Origin of the sequence: Blautia sp. AM23-13AC (assembly GCF_003435675.1) — a bacterium.
Taxonomy (GTDB): domain Bacteria; phylum Bacillota; class Clostridia; order Lachnospirales; family Lachnospiraceae; genus Fusicatenibacter; species Fusicatenibacter saccharivorans.
Genome location: NZ_QTUL01000003.1, coordinates 255,986 through 272,699 on the forward strand (window position 1 = coordinate 255,986; position 16,714 = coordinate 272,699).

12 protein-coding genes and 2 tRNA genes are annotated in these 16,714 nt (G+C 49.5%); 3 read left to right on the forward strand and 11 right to left on the reverse strand.

Features of this window, described 5'->3' with window-relative positions; all coding sequences use genetic code 11:
* Positions 1 to 30: 30 nt before the first annotated feature.
* From DW642_RS05935 to tadA, 7 genes are all read right to left on the reverse strand, one after another.
* On the reverse strand, positions 31 to 3,237 hold the full coding sequence (locus tag DW642_RS05935) for a response regulator (RefSeq protein ID WP_117509590.1): 3,207 nt from the start codon (positions 3,235 to 3,237) through the stop codon (positions 31 to 33).
* A 510-nt stretch (positions 3,238 to 3,747) separates the two neighbouring features.
* The gene (locus DW642_RS05945) at positions 3,748 to 4,533 is read right to left on the reverse strand and encodes a Cof-type HAD-IIB family hydrolase (RefSeq protein ID WP_242991137.1); all 786 of its coding nucleotides are present in this window, start codon (positions 4,531 to 4,533) and stop codon (positions 3,748 to 3,750) included.
* A gap of 99 nt (positions 4,534 to 4,632) precedes the next feature.
* Positions 4,633 to 4,706 (reverse strand) — tRNA-Pro (locus DW642_RS05950).
* Positions 4,707 to 4,942: 236 nt separating this feature from the next.
* A complete protein-coding gene (locus tag DW642_RS05955) occupies positions 4,943 to 6,229 on the reverse strand; it encodes a PcsB-like coiled-coil domain-containing protein (RefSeq protein WP_117509591.1) in 1,287 nt (428 codons plus the stop codon).
* Positions 6,230 to 6,419: 190 nt separating this feature from the next.
* Complete coding sequence (locus DW642_RS05960; protein ID WP_117509592.1) at positions 6,420 to 7,853, reverse strand: RsmF rRNA methyltransferase first C-terminal domain-containing protein; 1,434 nt, start codon at positions 7,851 to 7,853, stop codon at positions 6,420 to 6,422.
* 172 nt (positions 7,854 to 8,025) lie between these two features.
* Positions 8,026 to 8,111: transfer RNA gene (locus DW642_RS05965), tRNA-Ser, on the reverse strand.
* Between the two features lie 179 nt (positions 8,112 to 8,290).
* Entirely contained in the window at positions 8,291 to 8,839 is a 549-nt protein-coding gene (gene tadA, locus DW642_RS05970; RefSeq protein ID WP_117509593.1) for a tRNA adenosine(34) deaminase TadA, read from the reverse strand.
* Between the two features lie 107 nt (positions 8,840 to 8,946).
* Between tadA and DW642_RS05975 the strand changes: the two genes are divergently transcribed.
* Positions 8,947 to 10,128, forward strand: a complete 1,182-nt coding sequence (locus DW642_RS05975) for a DUF6128 domain-containing protein (RefSeq protein ID WP_117509594.1) — start codon at positions 8,947 to 8,949, stop codon at positions 10,126 to 10,128.
* An 8-nt stretch (positions 10,129 to 10,136) separates the two neighbouring features.
* Here DW642_RS05975 and DW642_RS05980 read toward each other — a convergent pair whose 3' ends face one another.
* The 4 genes from DW642_RS05980 to DW642_RS05995 form a co-directional block, all read right to left on the reverse strand.
* Positions 10,137 to 10,832, reverse strand: coding sequence for an anaerobic ribonucleoside-triphosphate reductase activating protein (locus tag DW642_RS05980; protein ID WP_117509595.1), 696 nt, complete (start codon positions 10,830 to 10,832; stop codon positions 10,137 to 10,139).
* A 102-nt stretch (positions 10,833 to 10,934) separates the two neighbouring features.
* Positions 10,935 to 12,020, reverse strand: a complete 1,086-nt coding sequence (trpS, locus tag DW642_RS05985; protein WP_022461312.1) for a tryptophan--tRNA ligase — start codon at positions 12,018 to 12,020, stop codon at positions 10,935 to 10,937.
* 163 nt (positions 12,021 to 12,183) lie between these two features.
* Complete coding sequence (locus DW642_RS05990) at positions 12,184 to 12,948, reverse strand: YlmH family RNA-binding protein (RefSeq protein WP_117509596.1); 765 nt, start codon at positions 12,946 to 12,948, stop codon at positions 12,184 to 12,186.
* Between the two features lie 66 nt (positions 12,949 to 13,014).
* Positions 13,015 to 15,159, reverse strand: coding sequence for a Tex family protein (locus tag DW642_RS05995; protein ID WP_117509597.1), 2,145 nt, complete (start codon positions 15,157 to 15,159; stop codon positions 13,015 to 13,017).
* Positions 15,160 to 15,368: 209 nt separating this feature from the next.
* Between DW642_RS05995 and DW642_RS06000 the strand changes: the two genes are divergently transcribed.
* Together DW642_RS06000 and DW642_RS06005 are read left to right on the forward strand one after the other, a co-directional pair.
* On the forward strand, positions 15,369 to 15,845 hold the full coding sequence (locus DW642_RS06000) for a DUF4190 domain-containing protein (protein WP_022461315.1): 477 nt from the start codon (positions 15,369 to 15,371) through the stop codon (positions 15,843 to 15,845).
* A gap of 19 nt (positions 15,846 to 15,864) precedes the next feature.
* Positions 15,865 to 16,683: a DUF975 family protein gene (locus tag DW642_RS06005; protein WP_055265104.1), complete on the forward strand. Its 819-nt coding sequence runs from the start codon at positions 15,865 to 15,867 to the stop codon at positions 16,681 to 16,683.
* The last annotated feature ends 31 nt before the right edge of the window (positions 16,684 to 16,714 follow it).

A 16,714-nucleotide genomic window follows, 5' to 3' on the forward strand; every position in this document is an offset into this window, starting at 1 on the left:
AAAATCATTAATTCAATAATTGGGAAACAATTACAGCCAGTTTTCCAGAACATCATTCAGCTTATTCATATCCAGCGGTTTCGCGATATGTCCATTCATGCCTGTATTTTTTGCCAGCTGTACATCTTCTGCAAAAGCATTTGCTGTCATGGCAACAATCGGTAGTTTTCCCTGTTCACCCGGAAGGCTCCTGATTGCTGCGGTTGCCTCATAACCATTCATGACAGGCATTTGGATATCCATAAAAATAAGGTCATACAAGCCTTTCGGAGAAGCTTCTACTTTTTCAACTGCAATTTTTCCATTTTCTGCCGTTTCCACTTCCGCCCCGGTCATCTGCAGAATTTCAACAGCAATTTCTCTGTTTAACTCATTATCCTCGACCAGCAGAATTCTTTTTCCTGTGTAATCTGCTTCAGACAGCTCATCCAGATAATTTCTTGCTGTTTTTTCTTTTCTGCCAGAAGTAAACTGCCGCAATGTAGCCGCCAAACGGGAACGGAACAGCGGTTTTGCAATAAAAGCATCTACGCCTGCAGCCTTTGCTTCTTCTTCGATCTCGCTGAATTCATAAGATGTCAGTACAATAATGGTAATCTCTTTCCCTATCCGTTTCCGGATCTGTCTGGCTGTTTCAATTCCGTCCATATCCGGCATTTTCCAATCTAAAATAACAGCAAAGTAATCATTTTTTAGCTCATGATGTGCATAACAGCGCTCAACGGCTTCTCTGCCGGAGAGAACCCATTCGCCTGTAATCCCAATCTCCTTCAATGTGGCAACTGTACTTTCACAACATGTCTTATCATCATCCACAACCAGAACAGGTAGATTCATCAGATTTCTGTCCTGTTCTTTTTCTTTTTCCTGAAGTTCCAGATAAATTGTTACTGTAATTTTAGTTCCCTTATGTAAGGTGCTTTCCACTTTAATATTACCATTCATCAGGTTCACAATATTTCTGCTGATTGCCATTCCCAGACCTGTTCCCTGGACTCTGGTTGTCCGATGGTCATCTGCGCGGCTGAAAGGATCAAACATGATTTTCTGGAATTCCGGTGACATACCGATCCCATTATCCTCAATCGTAAATTCATAGCATCCAAGTTCCGAAAATCCGTTTGGCTTTTCCTCTATAGAAAAAGTAATATTCCCGCCATCCGGTGTATACTTAACCGCATTACTCATCAGATTCACAAATACCTGCTGGATTCTCAGGCTGTCACCACAGACACTCTCATGTTCAATGTGATTAATGTGTATATCTAAATTGTGTTTATGTTCATCAATCACCGGTTTTGTGAGTGTTATAAGATTATCCACCAAATCTGGCAGATTGAAATCCTCCTGTGCCAGCGTCATTTTTCCACTTTCAATACGTGCCATATCCAGCACTTCATTAATCAGCCCCAGCAGATGACGGCTTGATTTTGTAATTTTGCTGAGACATTCAATGACTCTGTCCTGGCTCTCAATATTTGCTCCTGCAATTGCTGTCAGGCCGACAATGGCATTCATCGGTGTCCGGATATCGTGTGACATATTGGAAAGGAATTCTGTTTTCGCACGGTTTGCATTTTCTGCAGACCGGTAAGCCTCTTTCAGTGCCTGACGGGATTCAATCTCTGCTTTCTTCTCCTGTGTCACATCCATGGATGCCAGCAATACCTTTTCCAGCTTTCCATTCTTCCATTCCAAAGGAATATAAGAAGCGATCTTATAAGTCTTTTCATCCAGGCTGCAATACTCAAACTTATAAATATCATTTTCACTTTTCAGATTCTTCCGGATATTTTCCGGTGCGATCAGGATGTCCATAGTTTCCAATGGTTCCAGTGTCTTATATTTTTCAAGAACCTGCATCTGAAAATCATGATAGAATCCCAAAGGTTTATATATCATCTGTCCATTCAGGTTATAGAATTCATATCTGTCATTTTCCAGATCACAGACAACAAAGCGGTCAACCAGACGCACAATACTCTGAATTATCTGCTCCATGGAAGCATTATCCGCTGCCATCTGCAGATGCCGTGCGCTCTCTACCTTTGTCTCTGTGATATCACGCAGAAAGATCATGGCATATTCTGAATCCTCTATTTCGCCACGTATGACCACATTGCGGACCCATCGTTCTTCTCCATTCAGAGTGATACGGCACTCTAAAGCCAATTCGGTTTCCAGACCCTTCAGCCTTTCTGCAATATAACCACGGTCGTAAAAAGAGGATACCGCCTTCTTATCTGTCTCCACAACATAGGAATCCACAAAATGACGGATCAGTTCATCCCATGTATGACTCTGTTCAAAGACTGTCATCAGGGACGGTTCAACCTTAAAGGTATCAAAAGTATTCGCTTCCAGATTTACATAATACTCACACAGGTCTGCTTTCGTAAAAGCCCGGTGGAAAGCAGCAGATTTTTGTGCCTGCATGGCCTCTTTTTTTTCCGCATCAATATTAATAAAAATCCCGGCAATCCTGCTGGCAGAACCATCCAGACGGCGTATTACTTCTGCCGATGCCCGAAACCACTGGTATTGATTATCCTTCATTCTCATACGATACTCTACCTGGTATTTTATCTGGTTCGTCTTATCCTTAATTGCCGCCTGAAGCTGCACCATTACTCTTTCTTTATCCTGTGGATGCAGAAGATCTGACCAGGATTCCAGTTTATTCGGAAAGTCCAGAGTGTCATGATAGCCAAGCATTTTTCGGAATTCATGACTCCAGTTTGCATTCACAATCTCACTGTTTTCGTCACAGTCAAAATACCAGAAGCCGGAACAGATAGCCTCATTGAGCAGTGTCAAATTTACATGATCCCAGTTGACCTGTACGGACATAACCCAGATCTGTCTGCCCGCCTCATCTGTCGCATCCTCTTTACAAAGCCGTACATTTTTCACTGTACCGTCTGCTGTAAGGATCTGTGCTTCCCCTGTTCCGTGAAGCTGCAAAAAACGGTCTCGCTCCAGTCTATCTTCCTCGTCATAAAAGAAGTTTCTCAATGAGCCTTTTGTCTGTTCCATGAAAGTATCGAATGTATATCCTGTACTATGCAACAGCAGATTATTCACAGACAAAATAGACAGGTTTTGGTCATAAGATCCTGTCATTATACCTACCCCGCCATTATTTTCCAGTGTTTTCTGTACGGCCTGTGACATAGCCTGTGTCTGTCCCGTTACAGCCTCACCTAAAGAATATATTTTGTCTTCATACTTTTCCATTTTATAAAAATCCTCTCTCTGTTTTATACTTCATTATCCTGCTTTTATCTGTATACAGAGAACCTGTCCCTGCCAGTTTTACATTTACGTTATAATATCCTACAAAACGTGAAAAACAGGTATACGGATTTGAGAAGTTGCAGCCGCTACACACAATATTCACACAAAATTCTCTTTATGTTTTCAATTTTTATAGGCTTTGCCAAGTGAGCATTCATTCCTGCTGCCAGACACTTACTCCGATCGTTCCTGCTGTAAAACGGTATCTGAGGCTTTTTTTATTTATCTGATTTTTTTCTGTTTCCATGGAACTTCTGAACGCTCACCTCCTGGTATCATTACAAATATACATAAAAACTCATTTTTATATTACCATGAAATTTTTTACTTTGCAATGCACATACCTTTTCAGACGCTGCTTTTCTTGTTTCCTTTTTCAGAAAATTGCAACCAAAGGGGCGCACCTGAAAATTTCTTTTCAAATGCGCCCCTTCGCTTTCTTTTTTTCTGTCAGATCAATCCGTAATGCTCCATCGCCTTTGCCACGCCGTCCCGCTCGACGGTATCGGTTACATACTCTGTGTACGGATCCAGAATCTCATCATGTTTTCCAAGCGCAATGGTGTGTGCGCCGCACCGGAACATGGTAAGGTCGTTGCTGCTGTCGCCAAATACGTATGCATCTTCTTTCTCCAGCTGAAACTGTTTCAGCGCATAGTCCACAGCTGTTCCTTTGCTGCAGCCGTGCGGAACGATTTCGTATACACCGCCGCGGCGATCCATGATATCAAACTCCTGCTCAAATTCACGGTACATACGTTCTATATCAGACTGTGCATCGGTTACGATACAAAATTTATCGTAAATGATTCCTTTTGTCTCCGCTGTCTCCGCGAGTCCGATTCCGACAGCAGCGAAATAGGCACGGGTCTGCTCGACCTCCCGAAAACGGGATACCTCCGACGAAAAATAAACATTATCCGTTCCCTCCAGAATCATGCCGATCCTGCACGCCTTTAAAATAACCGGGATTTCCTCACAGCGCTTTTTCGGAATCGTCTGATGCATCAGAATTTCGCCGTCCCGGCGCAGATAGGTCCCGCAGCCGCACAGAAATCCGGAAAACGGAAGCTTTTTCAGCTCCTCGGGCAGCTCCGACCAGGTGCGGCCGGTATTAATAAACGTAAGATTTCCTTTTTCCGCTGTCTTTTTCAATGCATCGAGCGCGCTCTGCGGAATTTCTTTTGTAATCTCACTCAGTAACGTTCCATCAATATCAAAAAATAATGCTTTCACAAAAATTTCCTCCTCGTGTACTGTTTCCTGTTCTCTTTCTGACATACGAAAAAATGCCGAAGCTCTTGATTGTCAAGGCTTTCGGCATTTTCATTCCAGTCGAAGCGACGGGATTCGAACCCACGACCTCTGCGTCCCGAACGCAGCGCTCTACCAAACTGAGCCACGCTTCGATTTTATTTGTTTTCTGAACTCTCGTCCGTCAACAATAGCTATTATATATGATGTCTATAGGAATGTCAACACCTTTTTTGAAATTTTTTTAATTTTTTTTATTATTGCTTCAAAAGGTACATTTCACACGGGTTTGCGGCCTTTTTGGTGTTCTTTTAGAATGACAGTTTCTGAGAAAGTCAAAAAAAGAGATATGCCGGAAGTTCTGTTCCGGCATATCTCTTATCTTTGTTTCTCAGCTCAGCTGATATACATCTGCATACTGCACGCCGAAGCTCAGCGCCTCGGAATGGCTGCTGCAGAAGATGTCTACGTGGCCGTAAGCGGTTCCGCGGTCTTCTACCGTGTAAACCTGGCCGTTGATCATCAGTTTCGTTCCGAATGGTACACCGCCCATGGCAATCGTTCTGCCGGCGGTCGGTGTGGTTCCGCTCGCGGTGGATCCGCCGGACCACTGTCCGGTACAGATGGAACAGGAGCAATAGCCTGTCAGTTTAAATCTTCCAAGGTATGTTCCGCTGGAGGAGCTGCTGGAAGTATCTGACGCGGATGGACTCCCCGTTGTCGTGGAGGATGCGCTGCTGTCCGAAGAACTGCTTCCGGAGCTGCTGCTTGTATCGGTATCTGCTTTCGCTGCGGCATTTGCTGCTTCTGCGGCTGCGACTCTTGCGGCCTCGGCTGCCTGTTTTCTGGCGGCCTCTGCCTCAGCTTCTGCGGCAGCCTGCTGTGCGGCGGCTGCTTCCTCTTCTGCTTTCTTCTGCGCTGCAATCTCCTCTTCTTTCGCCTGACGGATCAGGTCGTTGATTGCATCTGCTTTGCTGTTGATTTCATCTACCAGTGCACTCTCGCTGGATTTTGCATCGTCCAGCTCTGCGGAGTAGGTACGGAGTTCCTGATAAGCTGCTGCGTACAGCTCCTGAATGGCTTCCTGCTGATCGCTGCTCTGCTGCTGCAGTTCTACGATCGCTGCCTGCTCTTCCTGCACCTGTGTTTCTTTTTCTTTTACCTGGTCTACCGTGTCCTCATACTCCTGCATAAGATCGCGGTCGAAATCGGAAATTTTCTGTATGTATTCTGCCCGGCTGATCAGCTCTGAAATGCTTTTGGAAGAAAAGAGCATTGCCATGTATCCGTTTCCGGAGGAATTTTCATACATATACTGGATACGGAGCTTCATCGCCTCGTACTGCTCTTCTTCTTTTGCTTTTGCATCTTCCAGATCTGCCTGAATCTGTACCAGTTCGTTCTGCTTCGCATCATACTGATCCTGAAGCTCCTGCAGACGGTTCTGCAGATCGTCCAGCTGCTGGTTCAGTTCGGAAAGATATTCTTCTGATTGTCCCTTTTTGGAATTGAGTTCGTCAATCCTGCTCTGTATGCTGTCAAGCTGAGACTGTGCGGCAGCCTGTTCTGCCTGAGCATTTGAAATTTTCTCCTTTGTACTGGCACCATAGCATGGCAGAACGGTTGCTGCCGTAAGCACTGTGGCCAAAACCAGGCTGAATAATTTCTTTTTTTTCATGTCGTACACCTCATACTTATTACGTTCTGTTGCTGATTGTCACTCCAAGTTACTGCGGAAAATGGGCCTTTTTTCCCGCCGTACTTTGCCATTATAACACAAGTATGTCTGAAATGAAAGTCTTTTTTAATTTCTGTTAATAACTTTGTAATATTTCGACGTTTTTCCTGCAAAAACTGGCATGATTTTTCTACTTTCTCCATCCAACAGGGTACTTATTTTTCAAGGTTCCATTGACCAGTTTGCCCCATCCAAGGCCGAATCCATCGACGCAGACCAGCTTCCAGCCCGACGGCGATGCGGTCTCTCCCGGCTCTACGGAAATTGTCTCACCGTGAAGATATTTTTCGGTACGCTCGTCATCTGCCTTTAAATTCATGTAATCTTTGAACTTGTCCGCGGAGAGTGTCACGGCAAACGGCTGTGACGGCTCGAAACGGTCTTTTTTCAGTTCACCGAGATACAGACCGTTCCGCAGGAAATGAAGATTCCGCACGCCATCCGGCAGGGACGGGGAATGGTATACTTTTCCGGCGCGGACTTCCAGTTCCTCCACCGGGATCGGTGCTGTCATCCGGGACAGGAAATCGGAAAGGATCTGTTTTTCTGCTTTCGACGGACCCGGTGCTTCCGTTCCACGGTCTTTTTTCCGGTTTTTCTGTTTTTTGTTTTTCTTTTCGATCGGTTTTTCTTCTGTCTCATAAGGAATGGCTTCGCCTTTTTTGCGGAACAGGGCAAGGTAATGGCCCTCGCCGTTCATTTTATGCGGCCAGATGCGCACGGTCTTTTCGATCTCCGGATCGCCGTTTCCCCAGACTGGATTGCCTTTTGAAAAACCTTCGTAGCCTTCCATCTCGATCAGTTCCATTTCCGGGAAGTTTTCCAGAAGGAAAGAAACGGTTCCCTCGTCCTCCTGCGGGGCGAAGGTACACGTCGAATACATCATGAGGCCGCCCGGACGCAGCATTTTGACAGCATTCGAGGTGATCTCGCGCTGCAGATCCGCAAAGAAATCCGGCCGCTCCGGGGTCCAGGTGCCGATGACTGCCTCATCTTTCCGGAACATGCCCTCGCCGGAGCACGGTGCATCCACGAGGATTTTATCGAAGAAGCCCGGGAAGACGTCTGCAAGGCCTGCCGGTGTCTCATTGGTGACAAGCACGTTTTCACTTCCGAACAGCTCCAGATTGCGCAGCAGTGCTTTGGCGCGGGCGTTGCTGATGTCATTGGCGACAAGAAGGCCGGTTCCTTTCAGGCGCGCATTCAGCTCGGTTGCCTTGCCGCCCGGTGCGGCGCAGAGATCGAGCACACGCTCACCCGGTTCGATCGGGAGGCGGGACGCCGGGGTCATGGCGCTTGGCTCCTGCAGATAGAAGACGCCTGCCGCATACAGCGGAGACTGGCCCATGCGCATGCCGTCCGGCACGAAATAGCCGTTTGGAATCCACGGAATTTTCTTCCACGTTCCCGGAACAAGCGGCGGGAAATCTTCGGTCCGGCATTTTTTTGTATTTACACGCAAGCCTGCTGTGCGGGGTGCGTCGTAGGAAGTTAAAAATGCATCAAATTCATCGCCCAGCATGTCCTGCATGCGGGTCAGAAATTCCTGTGGTAACTGCGCCATGTATTGTCTCTCCTTTTTATTTTGCTTTGTTGTGCATCGGTCCCTTTTCGTGAACTGGCGATGCTTTTTCTGTCTTTGTTTCTTTTGTTTTGCATCTATTTCATAATTTCTCACAGAAAAAGAGACAGCTTTTTCGATTTTTCAATCTTTTTGCTGTCTCTTTTTTGCATAGCGGAGAAGAAGGGATTTGAACCCTTGCGCCGTTTCCGACCTACTGGTGTTCGAAGCCAGACCCTTCAGCCTCTTGGGTACTTCTCCGTATTTTGTCAAATACATCATATATTATAGTGCTTTTTTCGGGATTCGTCAATGATTTTTTCGATGGTTTCCGATGGAAATACGGGGATTGTATTTTTTACGGAAATATTCGAAAGTGCAACTTACTCAAACAAATAATCTTCCTCAGGCAGCATCCCATCCCGATGCTGCCTCTTCTTTTATTCTTTCCCTTCTTCCGCCCTCTTCCTCTCTTCTTTTTTCTTCTTTTTCACCACCCGCAGTCTCCGGAAAAACGCACTCAGCATCTCCGAGCACTCTTCTTTCAGCACGCCGCGCTCGACCTTCACCTGATGGTTAAACTCGTGCATTTCCAGCATATTTAAGATCGATCCCGCGCAGCCCGCCTTCGGGTTCATGCTGCCGATGACGACTTCGCTGACTCTCGCCTGTACGATCGCACCGGCGCACATCTGGCACGGTTCCAGGGTGACATACAACGTACACCCCTCCAGCCGCCAGTCGCCGAGCTTTTTGCTTGCTTTCCGGATCGCATTCAGTTCCGCGTGGGACAGCGTGTTTTTATCCGTATTTCTGCGGTTATAGCCCCGCGCAATCACCTTTCCCTCATACACAATCACACAGCCGATCGGCACTTCCATCAGCTTTTCTGCTTTCTTCGCCTGCGTAATCGCCTGGCGCATGAAGCGTTCCCGTTCTTTCCGGTGCGCTTTTTCCTCCGGCGTTTCCAGCTTTGTTTCTTCTTCCATTGTGCACTTCCTTTCTTCTCTGCGTATATTTTCTGTCCTTCCCGCATATCGTGAACTGTAGCGCAGTATCTTTTTCTACTCTTTTTACTTCTATGCAGGAGGTTTTTATGTCTGATTACCGGCGTTTCATTGCCTATCTATACGAATACCCGAACAACCGCAAGGGCGGATGCTGCGGCTTTGTCCGCGTGGAGTCGCAGAACGGCTTCTGCCGCATGGACTTCCAGATCAAATCGCCGTCTCTTCCGCCGGAGACCTCGGTCACGGTCTACGGTTTTATCCGCCGGTCAGGGCGGATGTACGGCATTCCGCTCGGAAATCTCCTTGCGGGGCGCTCTTCTACGAGTGGAAAACTCTTCACGCACTCCGATGCCATTGGGCAGACGGATGTCACGCTCGACGAGCTTGGCGGTCTGATCCTGCTCTGCCGCCAGACCGGCGTCATCGCCACCCAGTGGGACGATCTTCCGATTCAGCCGGAGTTTTTCGCTCCCACGCTCCCGCAGGAGCCCAAAGCATCCGCAGACAATGGTGCCAGACCGACCGAAGAGAAAACTGCCGAAACACCCGAACCTCTGGATCCCGCCGTACCTGCGCAGTCCCTGCCATCATCAGACGCTTCCAAAGCACAGTTCGATGAACTTTCCACAGAATTCAGCAGCAATTCCGAACTTTATCCACAAAATTCCAGCCCGGAATCCACCGTCTCCACAGAATCCACATCAACTGACACGGTAAACACCGTTCCTGCAGACCGGATCACGCAATCATCCGCCAACACACTCCATCCCGCATCCGCGGAATCTGTGAAAACCGCAGAAAGCTATCCCTCTGCCAACCCGGAACCGCCGCAGCCCATCCCGGATTCTGCCGCCCAGCCGCTACATATGACTTCCGCCGATTTTCCCGCCGCAGCAGCCGTGCCGCCGTCCCGCGCTGCTCTCTATCTCCAGCTTCAGGACCAGTTCCCGGAGTTCCACCCGTTCCCAGATGATGATCTGACCGACTGCCTGCGCCTCTCACTCGACGATCTTCCACAGCTCCGCGCCGTCGGTCTTTCGGTGGATGCGAACCGCTTCGTCCTCCATGGCTCCTCGTCCTATCGCCATCTGCTCCTCGCCCGGAACCGCGACCAGCAGGAACTCTGGTATTTCGGCGTCCCCGGCGTCTACACGCCGAATGAGCAGTTCATGGCAAGCCTCTTCGGCTTTTTCCACTTCAGGCAGGCGATGCGCCCCTCCGAGCTCGCGCCCGATGCCCGCTTCGGCTACTGGTACCGCACGCTTTAAAGCGTTTTTTAATCCACGCCGCGGATCTCCACCGTCTCAATCTTTCCGCGCAGGATCTCGCAGAACCGCTCGAGCTGCTCCCTCGCATACCCCGAGAACCTCGGATCAATCACATAATCCGATTCCCGGTAATTCTGCAGGAAGTACCGTTTTGCCCCGGAAAGCCACTTTCCGATCGCTTCGATCTCTTCCCTTCCATGCAGCTCCTTGCAGAGCGTTGTCCGGAACTCATAGTCCACCACGCCGCTCTTTAAAAACTCGACCGACTCATTGATCCGCATCACATCGATCTTTTTCACGCCCGCCGTCTCGCCGTACCGGGACGGCGCGTTTTTGATGTCCATGGCGACGTAGTCGATTTTCTTCTCTTCCACCAGCTTTTTCAAAATCTCCGGCCGGTATCCATTCGTATCGAGCTTCACAAGATATCCCAGTTCCTTAATTTTCGTCACGAACTGCTCCAGATCCGGATCCAGCGTCGGCTCACCGCCCGTCATGCAGACGCCGTCCAGCACGCCGCGCCGCTTTTCGAGCACTGCAAAAATCTCCTCCTCCGGAATCACCGGCTCCCATTCGGGATGCTGCACGAGATTTCCGTTCTGGCAGAACGGGCAGCGGAAATTACATCCGCCCGAAAACAATGTGCACGCCACCTTGCCCGGGTAATCCAGCAGCGTCAGCTTTTGAAATCCATGTATGACCATATGCTATCCTCTCTGACCGCAGGACTCCGAACTTTCGTCCGCCCTGCAACAGAAAAAGCGGAACCATAATGTCCGCTTTTTCCATTTATCTTCTATTGGTAATTATTTGCCGTAACGCTCTGCCTGGGAACGGATCAGGTCCAGATCATCAAAATAGTTGATTTTCATGGCTGCTTTGACATCCGCCAGTGTCTGAGCGGCAACTTTTTCTGCCTCTTCGCTGCCTTTTTTCAGCATCTCGTAGATCGCCGGAATGTCTTTTTCCAGCTCTTTTCTGCGATTGCGGATCGGCTCTAAGGTCTCCTGCAGTACATTGTTCAGGAACTTCTTCACTTTGACATCGCCAAGGCCGCCTCTCTGGTAATGTGCTTTCAGCTCGTCGAGATTTGCGTAATCCGGCAGATAGCGCTCGAAGTGCTCCGGCTGGCAGAATGCATCGAGATAAGTAAATACGGTATTTCCCTCGATCTTGCCCGGGTCGGTGATCTTGATGTGATCCGGGTCGGTGTACATGCTCATGACTTTTTTCTTGATCTCATCCGGCTCCTCGGACAGGTAAATGCAGTTTCCAAGTGATTTACTCATCTTCGCTTTTCCGTCGATACCCGGCAGACGTCTGCAGGAATCATTCTCCGGCAGCATAATCTTCGGCTGCACAAGTGCCTCGCCATAAACCGTATTGAATTTGTGGACGATCTCCTGTGTCTGCTCGATCATCGGCATCTGATCCTCTCCAACCGGAACGGTCGTTGCCTTGAATGCAGTGATATCGGCTGCCTGGCTGATCGGGTAGGTGAAGAATCCAACCGGGATGCTCGCCTCAAAGTTTCTCATCTGGATCTCCGATTTTACGGTTGGGTTTCTCTGCAGTCTGGAAACCGTAACGAGATTCATATAATAGAAAGAAAGCTCACACAGTTCCGGAATCTGAGACTGGATAAAGATGGTGCTCTTTTCCGGATCAAGTCCGCAGGAAAGGTAATCCAGTGCTACCTCCAGAATGTTCTGGCGCACCTTCTCCGGGTTGTCCGCATTGTCGGTCAGCGCCTGTGCGTCTGCAATCATGATGTAAATTTTATCGAATTCACCGGAGTTCTGCAGCTCTACGCGGCGGCGCAGTGAACCAACGTAATGTCCTACATGCAGCTTGCCGGTCGGTCTGTCACCGGTCAGTATAATTTTTCCCATTTTTCTTCCTGCCTTCCTGATACGTAATCTTCGCAGTCCGCTTCTGTATGAAAAATTTCATGAAAATTCTCATAACTGCGGACCTTCTACATACCCTCTATAATACCGTCTTTTTACAAACACTGTCAATGGTCTTTTCCGGTAAAATCCCTCAAAATATCTATTATGAGACAAATCGTTCAACAGCCACGTACAGCCTTCCCTTTTTCGTCTGATTCTGCACGCCAACATAGCGGAATTTTCCCATATGGCGCACGGTCACGAGATCGTCCTCTTTTAATGACGCGCTCGGCGACGTCACCAGTTTTCCATTAATAAACACCTGGCCGCCCTCGATCAGCGGCACCATTTTGCTCCGCGAACTGTTGAACGCCAGCGACAGCACCGCATCGAGCCGCACGGAAGCGACGGAGCCTTCTTTCCGCTCGGTTTTCGGCTCCGTCAGCTCCTCCGGCAGTCCCGCCTCGACTTCACAGTACACGCTCGTATGGCGCACTTTTTTCAGCTCCGCACAGATGTAGTCCGCCATATCCGCCATACAGATCAGATACGCCTGGTTTCCATCGATCAGAATGTCTCCCAGCTTATACCGCTCAACGCCGAGATTCATCAGTGATCCTAAGAAATCACGGTGTGACAGCGCATCCGCAAATTTTTCATTCAGCGGGCTGATGCGCACGACTGCGATCGGAAGCATCGACGCATCACCGTCCTCTGCATAGGATGGCAGAAACAGCGCCGCTTTCCGCTCTGCCGCCTCGTATCCGCCGGACAGCACGTAACGCACGCCCGGGATTTTATTTACCGTACGGTAGAACAGATCCTGCTCCGCCAGCGTCAGAAACTCCGTGTGTGACGGAACATCCCTGTGATAACACTGCTCTGCCAGATCCTGAATCCGTCCGACCAGCACTTCTTCCTCATTCATGGTAATCCCCCTTTGATACACCGCGGGCTGCCCCTGTTTTCTTTCGGGCAGCCCACGTATCACACTTTATTTATCCAGCAGCATCGACAGCCCGATCCGCTTCTTCGCCAGATCAAGGCTGATGACCTTCACTTCCACGATATCGCCGACGCTCACAGCCTCCAGCGGATGCTTGATGAAGCGTTTCGTCATCTGGGAAATGTGGACGAGTCCGTCCTGATGCACGCCGATATCGACGAATGCACCGAAGTCAATGACGTTGCGCACGGTTCCCTTTAAGATCATGCCGACCTTCAGGTCCTTCATATCGAGCACGTCGGTGCGCAGGATCGGGCGCGGCATCTCGTCACGCGGGTCACGGCCAGGCTTCTGCAGCTCTTTGATGATATCGCGCAGCGTAATCTCGCCGACACCGATCTCCTCTGCCATCTTCTTGTAATCTTTGATGAAGAACGCCGTCGGTCCCTCGCTGATCTGCTCTGTCTTCATATTTAACTTTGCAAACAGCTTCTCGACTGCCTCGTAGCTCTCCGGATGAACGCTTGTGCCGTCCAGCGGATTTTTGCCGCCGGTGATGCGCATAAAACCCGCGCACTGCTCAAACGCCTTCGGTCCGAGTTTTGCCACTTTCAGGAGCTCTTTTCTGCTCTCGAAACGGCCGTTCTCCTCGCGGTATGCCACGATGTTTTTTGCTATCACCTTGCTGACACCGGAAATGTATTCCAGCAGCGACGCGGATGCCGTGTTCAGATCGACACCGACTTTATTCACGCAGTCCTCAACGACACCGCCGAGCGCCTCGCCGAGCTTCTTCTGGTTCATATCGTGCTGATACTGGCCGACGCCGATCGATTTCGGATCAATTTTGACGAGCTCTGCCAGCGGATCCTGCACACGGCGTGCGATGGAAGCGGCGCTTCGCTGTCCGACATCAAAGTTCGGGAATTCCTCGGTTGCCAGCTTGCTTGCGGAGTAAACGGACGCTCCCGCCTCGTTTGTGATCACATACGCAACCTTCTCCGGGATCTCTTTTAAGATCTCGACGATGATCTGCTCGGACTCACGGCTTGCAGTTCCGTTTCCGACAGAAATCAGGGTGACGCCGTATTTGTGGATCAGATCTTTTACGGTCGCTTTTGCTGCTGCAATCTTCTTCTCGTTCGTCGGCGCGGTCGGATAAACCACGGTGGTGTCGAGCACTTTTCCGGTCGCATCGACAACGGCCAGCTTGCATCCCGTACGGAACGCCGGGTCCCATCCAAGGACAACCTGGCCTGCAATCGGCGGCTGCATCAGAAGCTGCTCAAGATTCTTTCCAAAGACCTTGATCGCACCATCCTCTGCCTTTTCGGTGAGCTGGTTTCTGACCTCACGCTCGATGGCCGGAGCGATCAGACGGTTGTAGGCATCCTCGATGGTCGCCTGCAGAACCGGCTTTGTCTGCGGATTCTCTTTGGTGATGATTTTTTTCTCGAGATAACGCAGGATTTCTTCCGTCGGCGCCTCAATTTTGACGTTCAGGAATTTTTCTTTCTCACCGCGGTTCAGTGCCAGCACACGGTGTCCGGCAATTTTCGATACCGGCTCGGAAAACTCATAGTAATTCTCGTAAACGGACTCTGCTTTCTCATCCTTTGCTGTCGAGACGATCAGGCCCTTCGCCTCGGTTCTGCGGCGGATCTCCATACGGTAATCGGCCTCATCGGAAATGCTCTCGGCGATGATGTCGCAGGCACCAGCAATGGCGTCTTTTGCCGTTTTGACTTCCTTTTCTTCTGAAACAAAAGCCTCTGCCTCTTTTTCGAGCGACTCTTTTGTCATCTGCAGAAGAATGATATTCGCCAGCGGCTCCAGTCCTTTTTCTTTTGCGATCGTCGCACGCGTCCGGCGTTTCGGACGGTACGGGCGGTATAAATCCTCTACGACCACGAGAGTTGCGGCCTCTTCGATGGATTTTTTCAGTTCTGCGGTCAGCTTGCCCTGCTCCTCGATGCTCGCAAGGACAACGGCCTTGCGGTCATTTAAACTGCGCAGGTACATCAGACGATCGTACAGATTTCGCAGTATCTCATCGTTTAAGGAACCTGTTGCTTCTTTTCGATATCGTGAAATAAAAGGGATCGTGTTTCCCTCGTCAATCAGTTTCACTGCAGCTTCTACCTGCCACGGTTTGACGTTCAGCTCGGCTGCCAATACCTGATTCATATCCATAGGTAAATTCCTCCTGTTGTCTCTTCCAAAACACGCTGTTCCTTCTCTGTTTTTCCCGCATAAAAAGCGGGACCCTTGGCGGAACAGCCACTCTATTACCTTATCAATAGGTCTTGTTTTTGTCAACCTTACATGATAAAATCTTTACTATAGCTTTTTTGACAGACTGCGTGTGAAACCGCGCTTTTTTGCAGAAGAAAGGACATTTTATGACACCAGAAAATTACGATCCAAACACCAATGAGTCCGGAGATTCCTATCAGTCCTCCCATCCGTACGGCGTGCCTGAGGGCCAGCGTCCCGGACCGTATCAGCATTACCAGCAGCAGCCTCCCGTACAGCCGCCGCGCAGGACGGGTTCGCAGGCCCTTGCGGCCGCTTCGATGGTCATGGCGATCTGCTCCTTTTTGTTCATGCTCAACATGGGTTCCCTGTTTTTCGGCTCGCTCGGCGTGATCTTCGCCCTTTTAAGCCGCGGCGCAGGACGCATGAGCGGCACGGCAAAAGCCGGTCTGGCGGGCTGTACCATCGGCATAATTGTCGGTATCTGCATGTATGCTTTCCTGCTTTTCAACATGGTCAGCGGCGGCAGCACCAACCTGCTTGAGCGGTATTACAATCAGTACATGCAGGAATACCAGATGACACCGGATAACGGAACAACCACCGACGGAAATACCATCTAGGTACCAGAAAGGATTTTTCATGAACGGACAAAAACAGAAATTTTCAGAACTGAAAAAGCAGGCCCGTGAGGCCATGGCAGGCCGATGCGGCACGCTGGTGGGCGCAACCGCGATCAACCTGTTTCTCACCTTCTCCTGCTCCCTCATCCCGACGCTGATTTTTTCAGGCACAACGCTGTACGATATCATTTTCCTGAATCTGACGCTGTTCCTGTTTTCCCTGCTCCTCAGCCTCTTTCAGGCGGGCTACTTAAAGATCTGCCTCTCAACGCTGCGCGGGGAACCGATTTCCGTCGGTGATATGCTCTACGCTTTCTATCACCACCCGGACCAGTACGTGCTGATGTTCCTTATCATCAACGGCATCAGCTCCGTGATCGCCCTGATTTCCAGCATTCCGGGCTTCCAGTATCTTTCCTCCCCGAGTGCGGAACTGACGCTTGGAACAGCACTTTCCATCGAAGCCGAGCTTTCTTCTCTGATGAACGTTTACGTTTACAAGCTGATCGGCTCTCTCGTTTCCACGCTGGTGCTGGTTCCGTTTTCCCTTTCCACCTTTGTGATGAACGACGCTCCCGGCATCGGCCCGATCCAGGCGATCCGTCAGAGCTTTGCGATGATGAAGAAGAACTTTTTCCGCTACATTCTGCTTCTCTTAAGTTTCTTAGGGCTTGAGATTCTCGCATCCTGTTCCTGTGCCATCGGCTTTTTGTGGGTAATGCCCTATATGCAGATCACGATGGCTGCGTTCTATCAGGAACGGAAAGATGTCCTGTATCCGGCATCGGAACCGGTGGGATATGATACGGATTCCTTTGGATCCGGCACAGATCTTTAAAAATAAATTTTAAGATAACTAAAAAGACGTT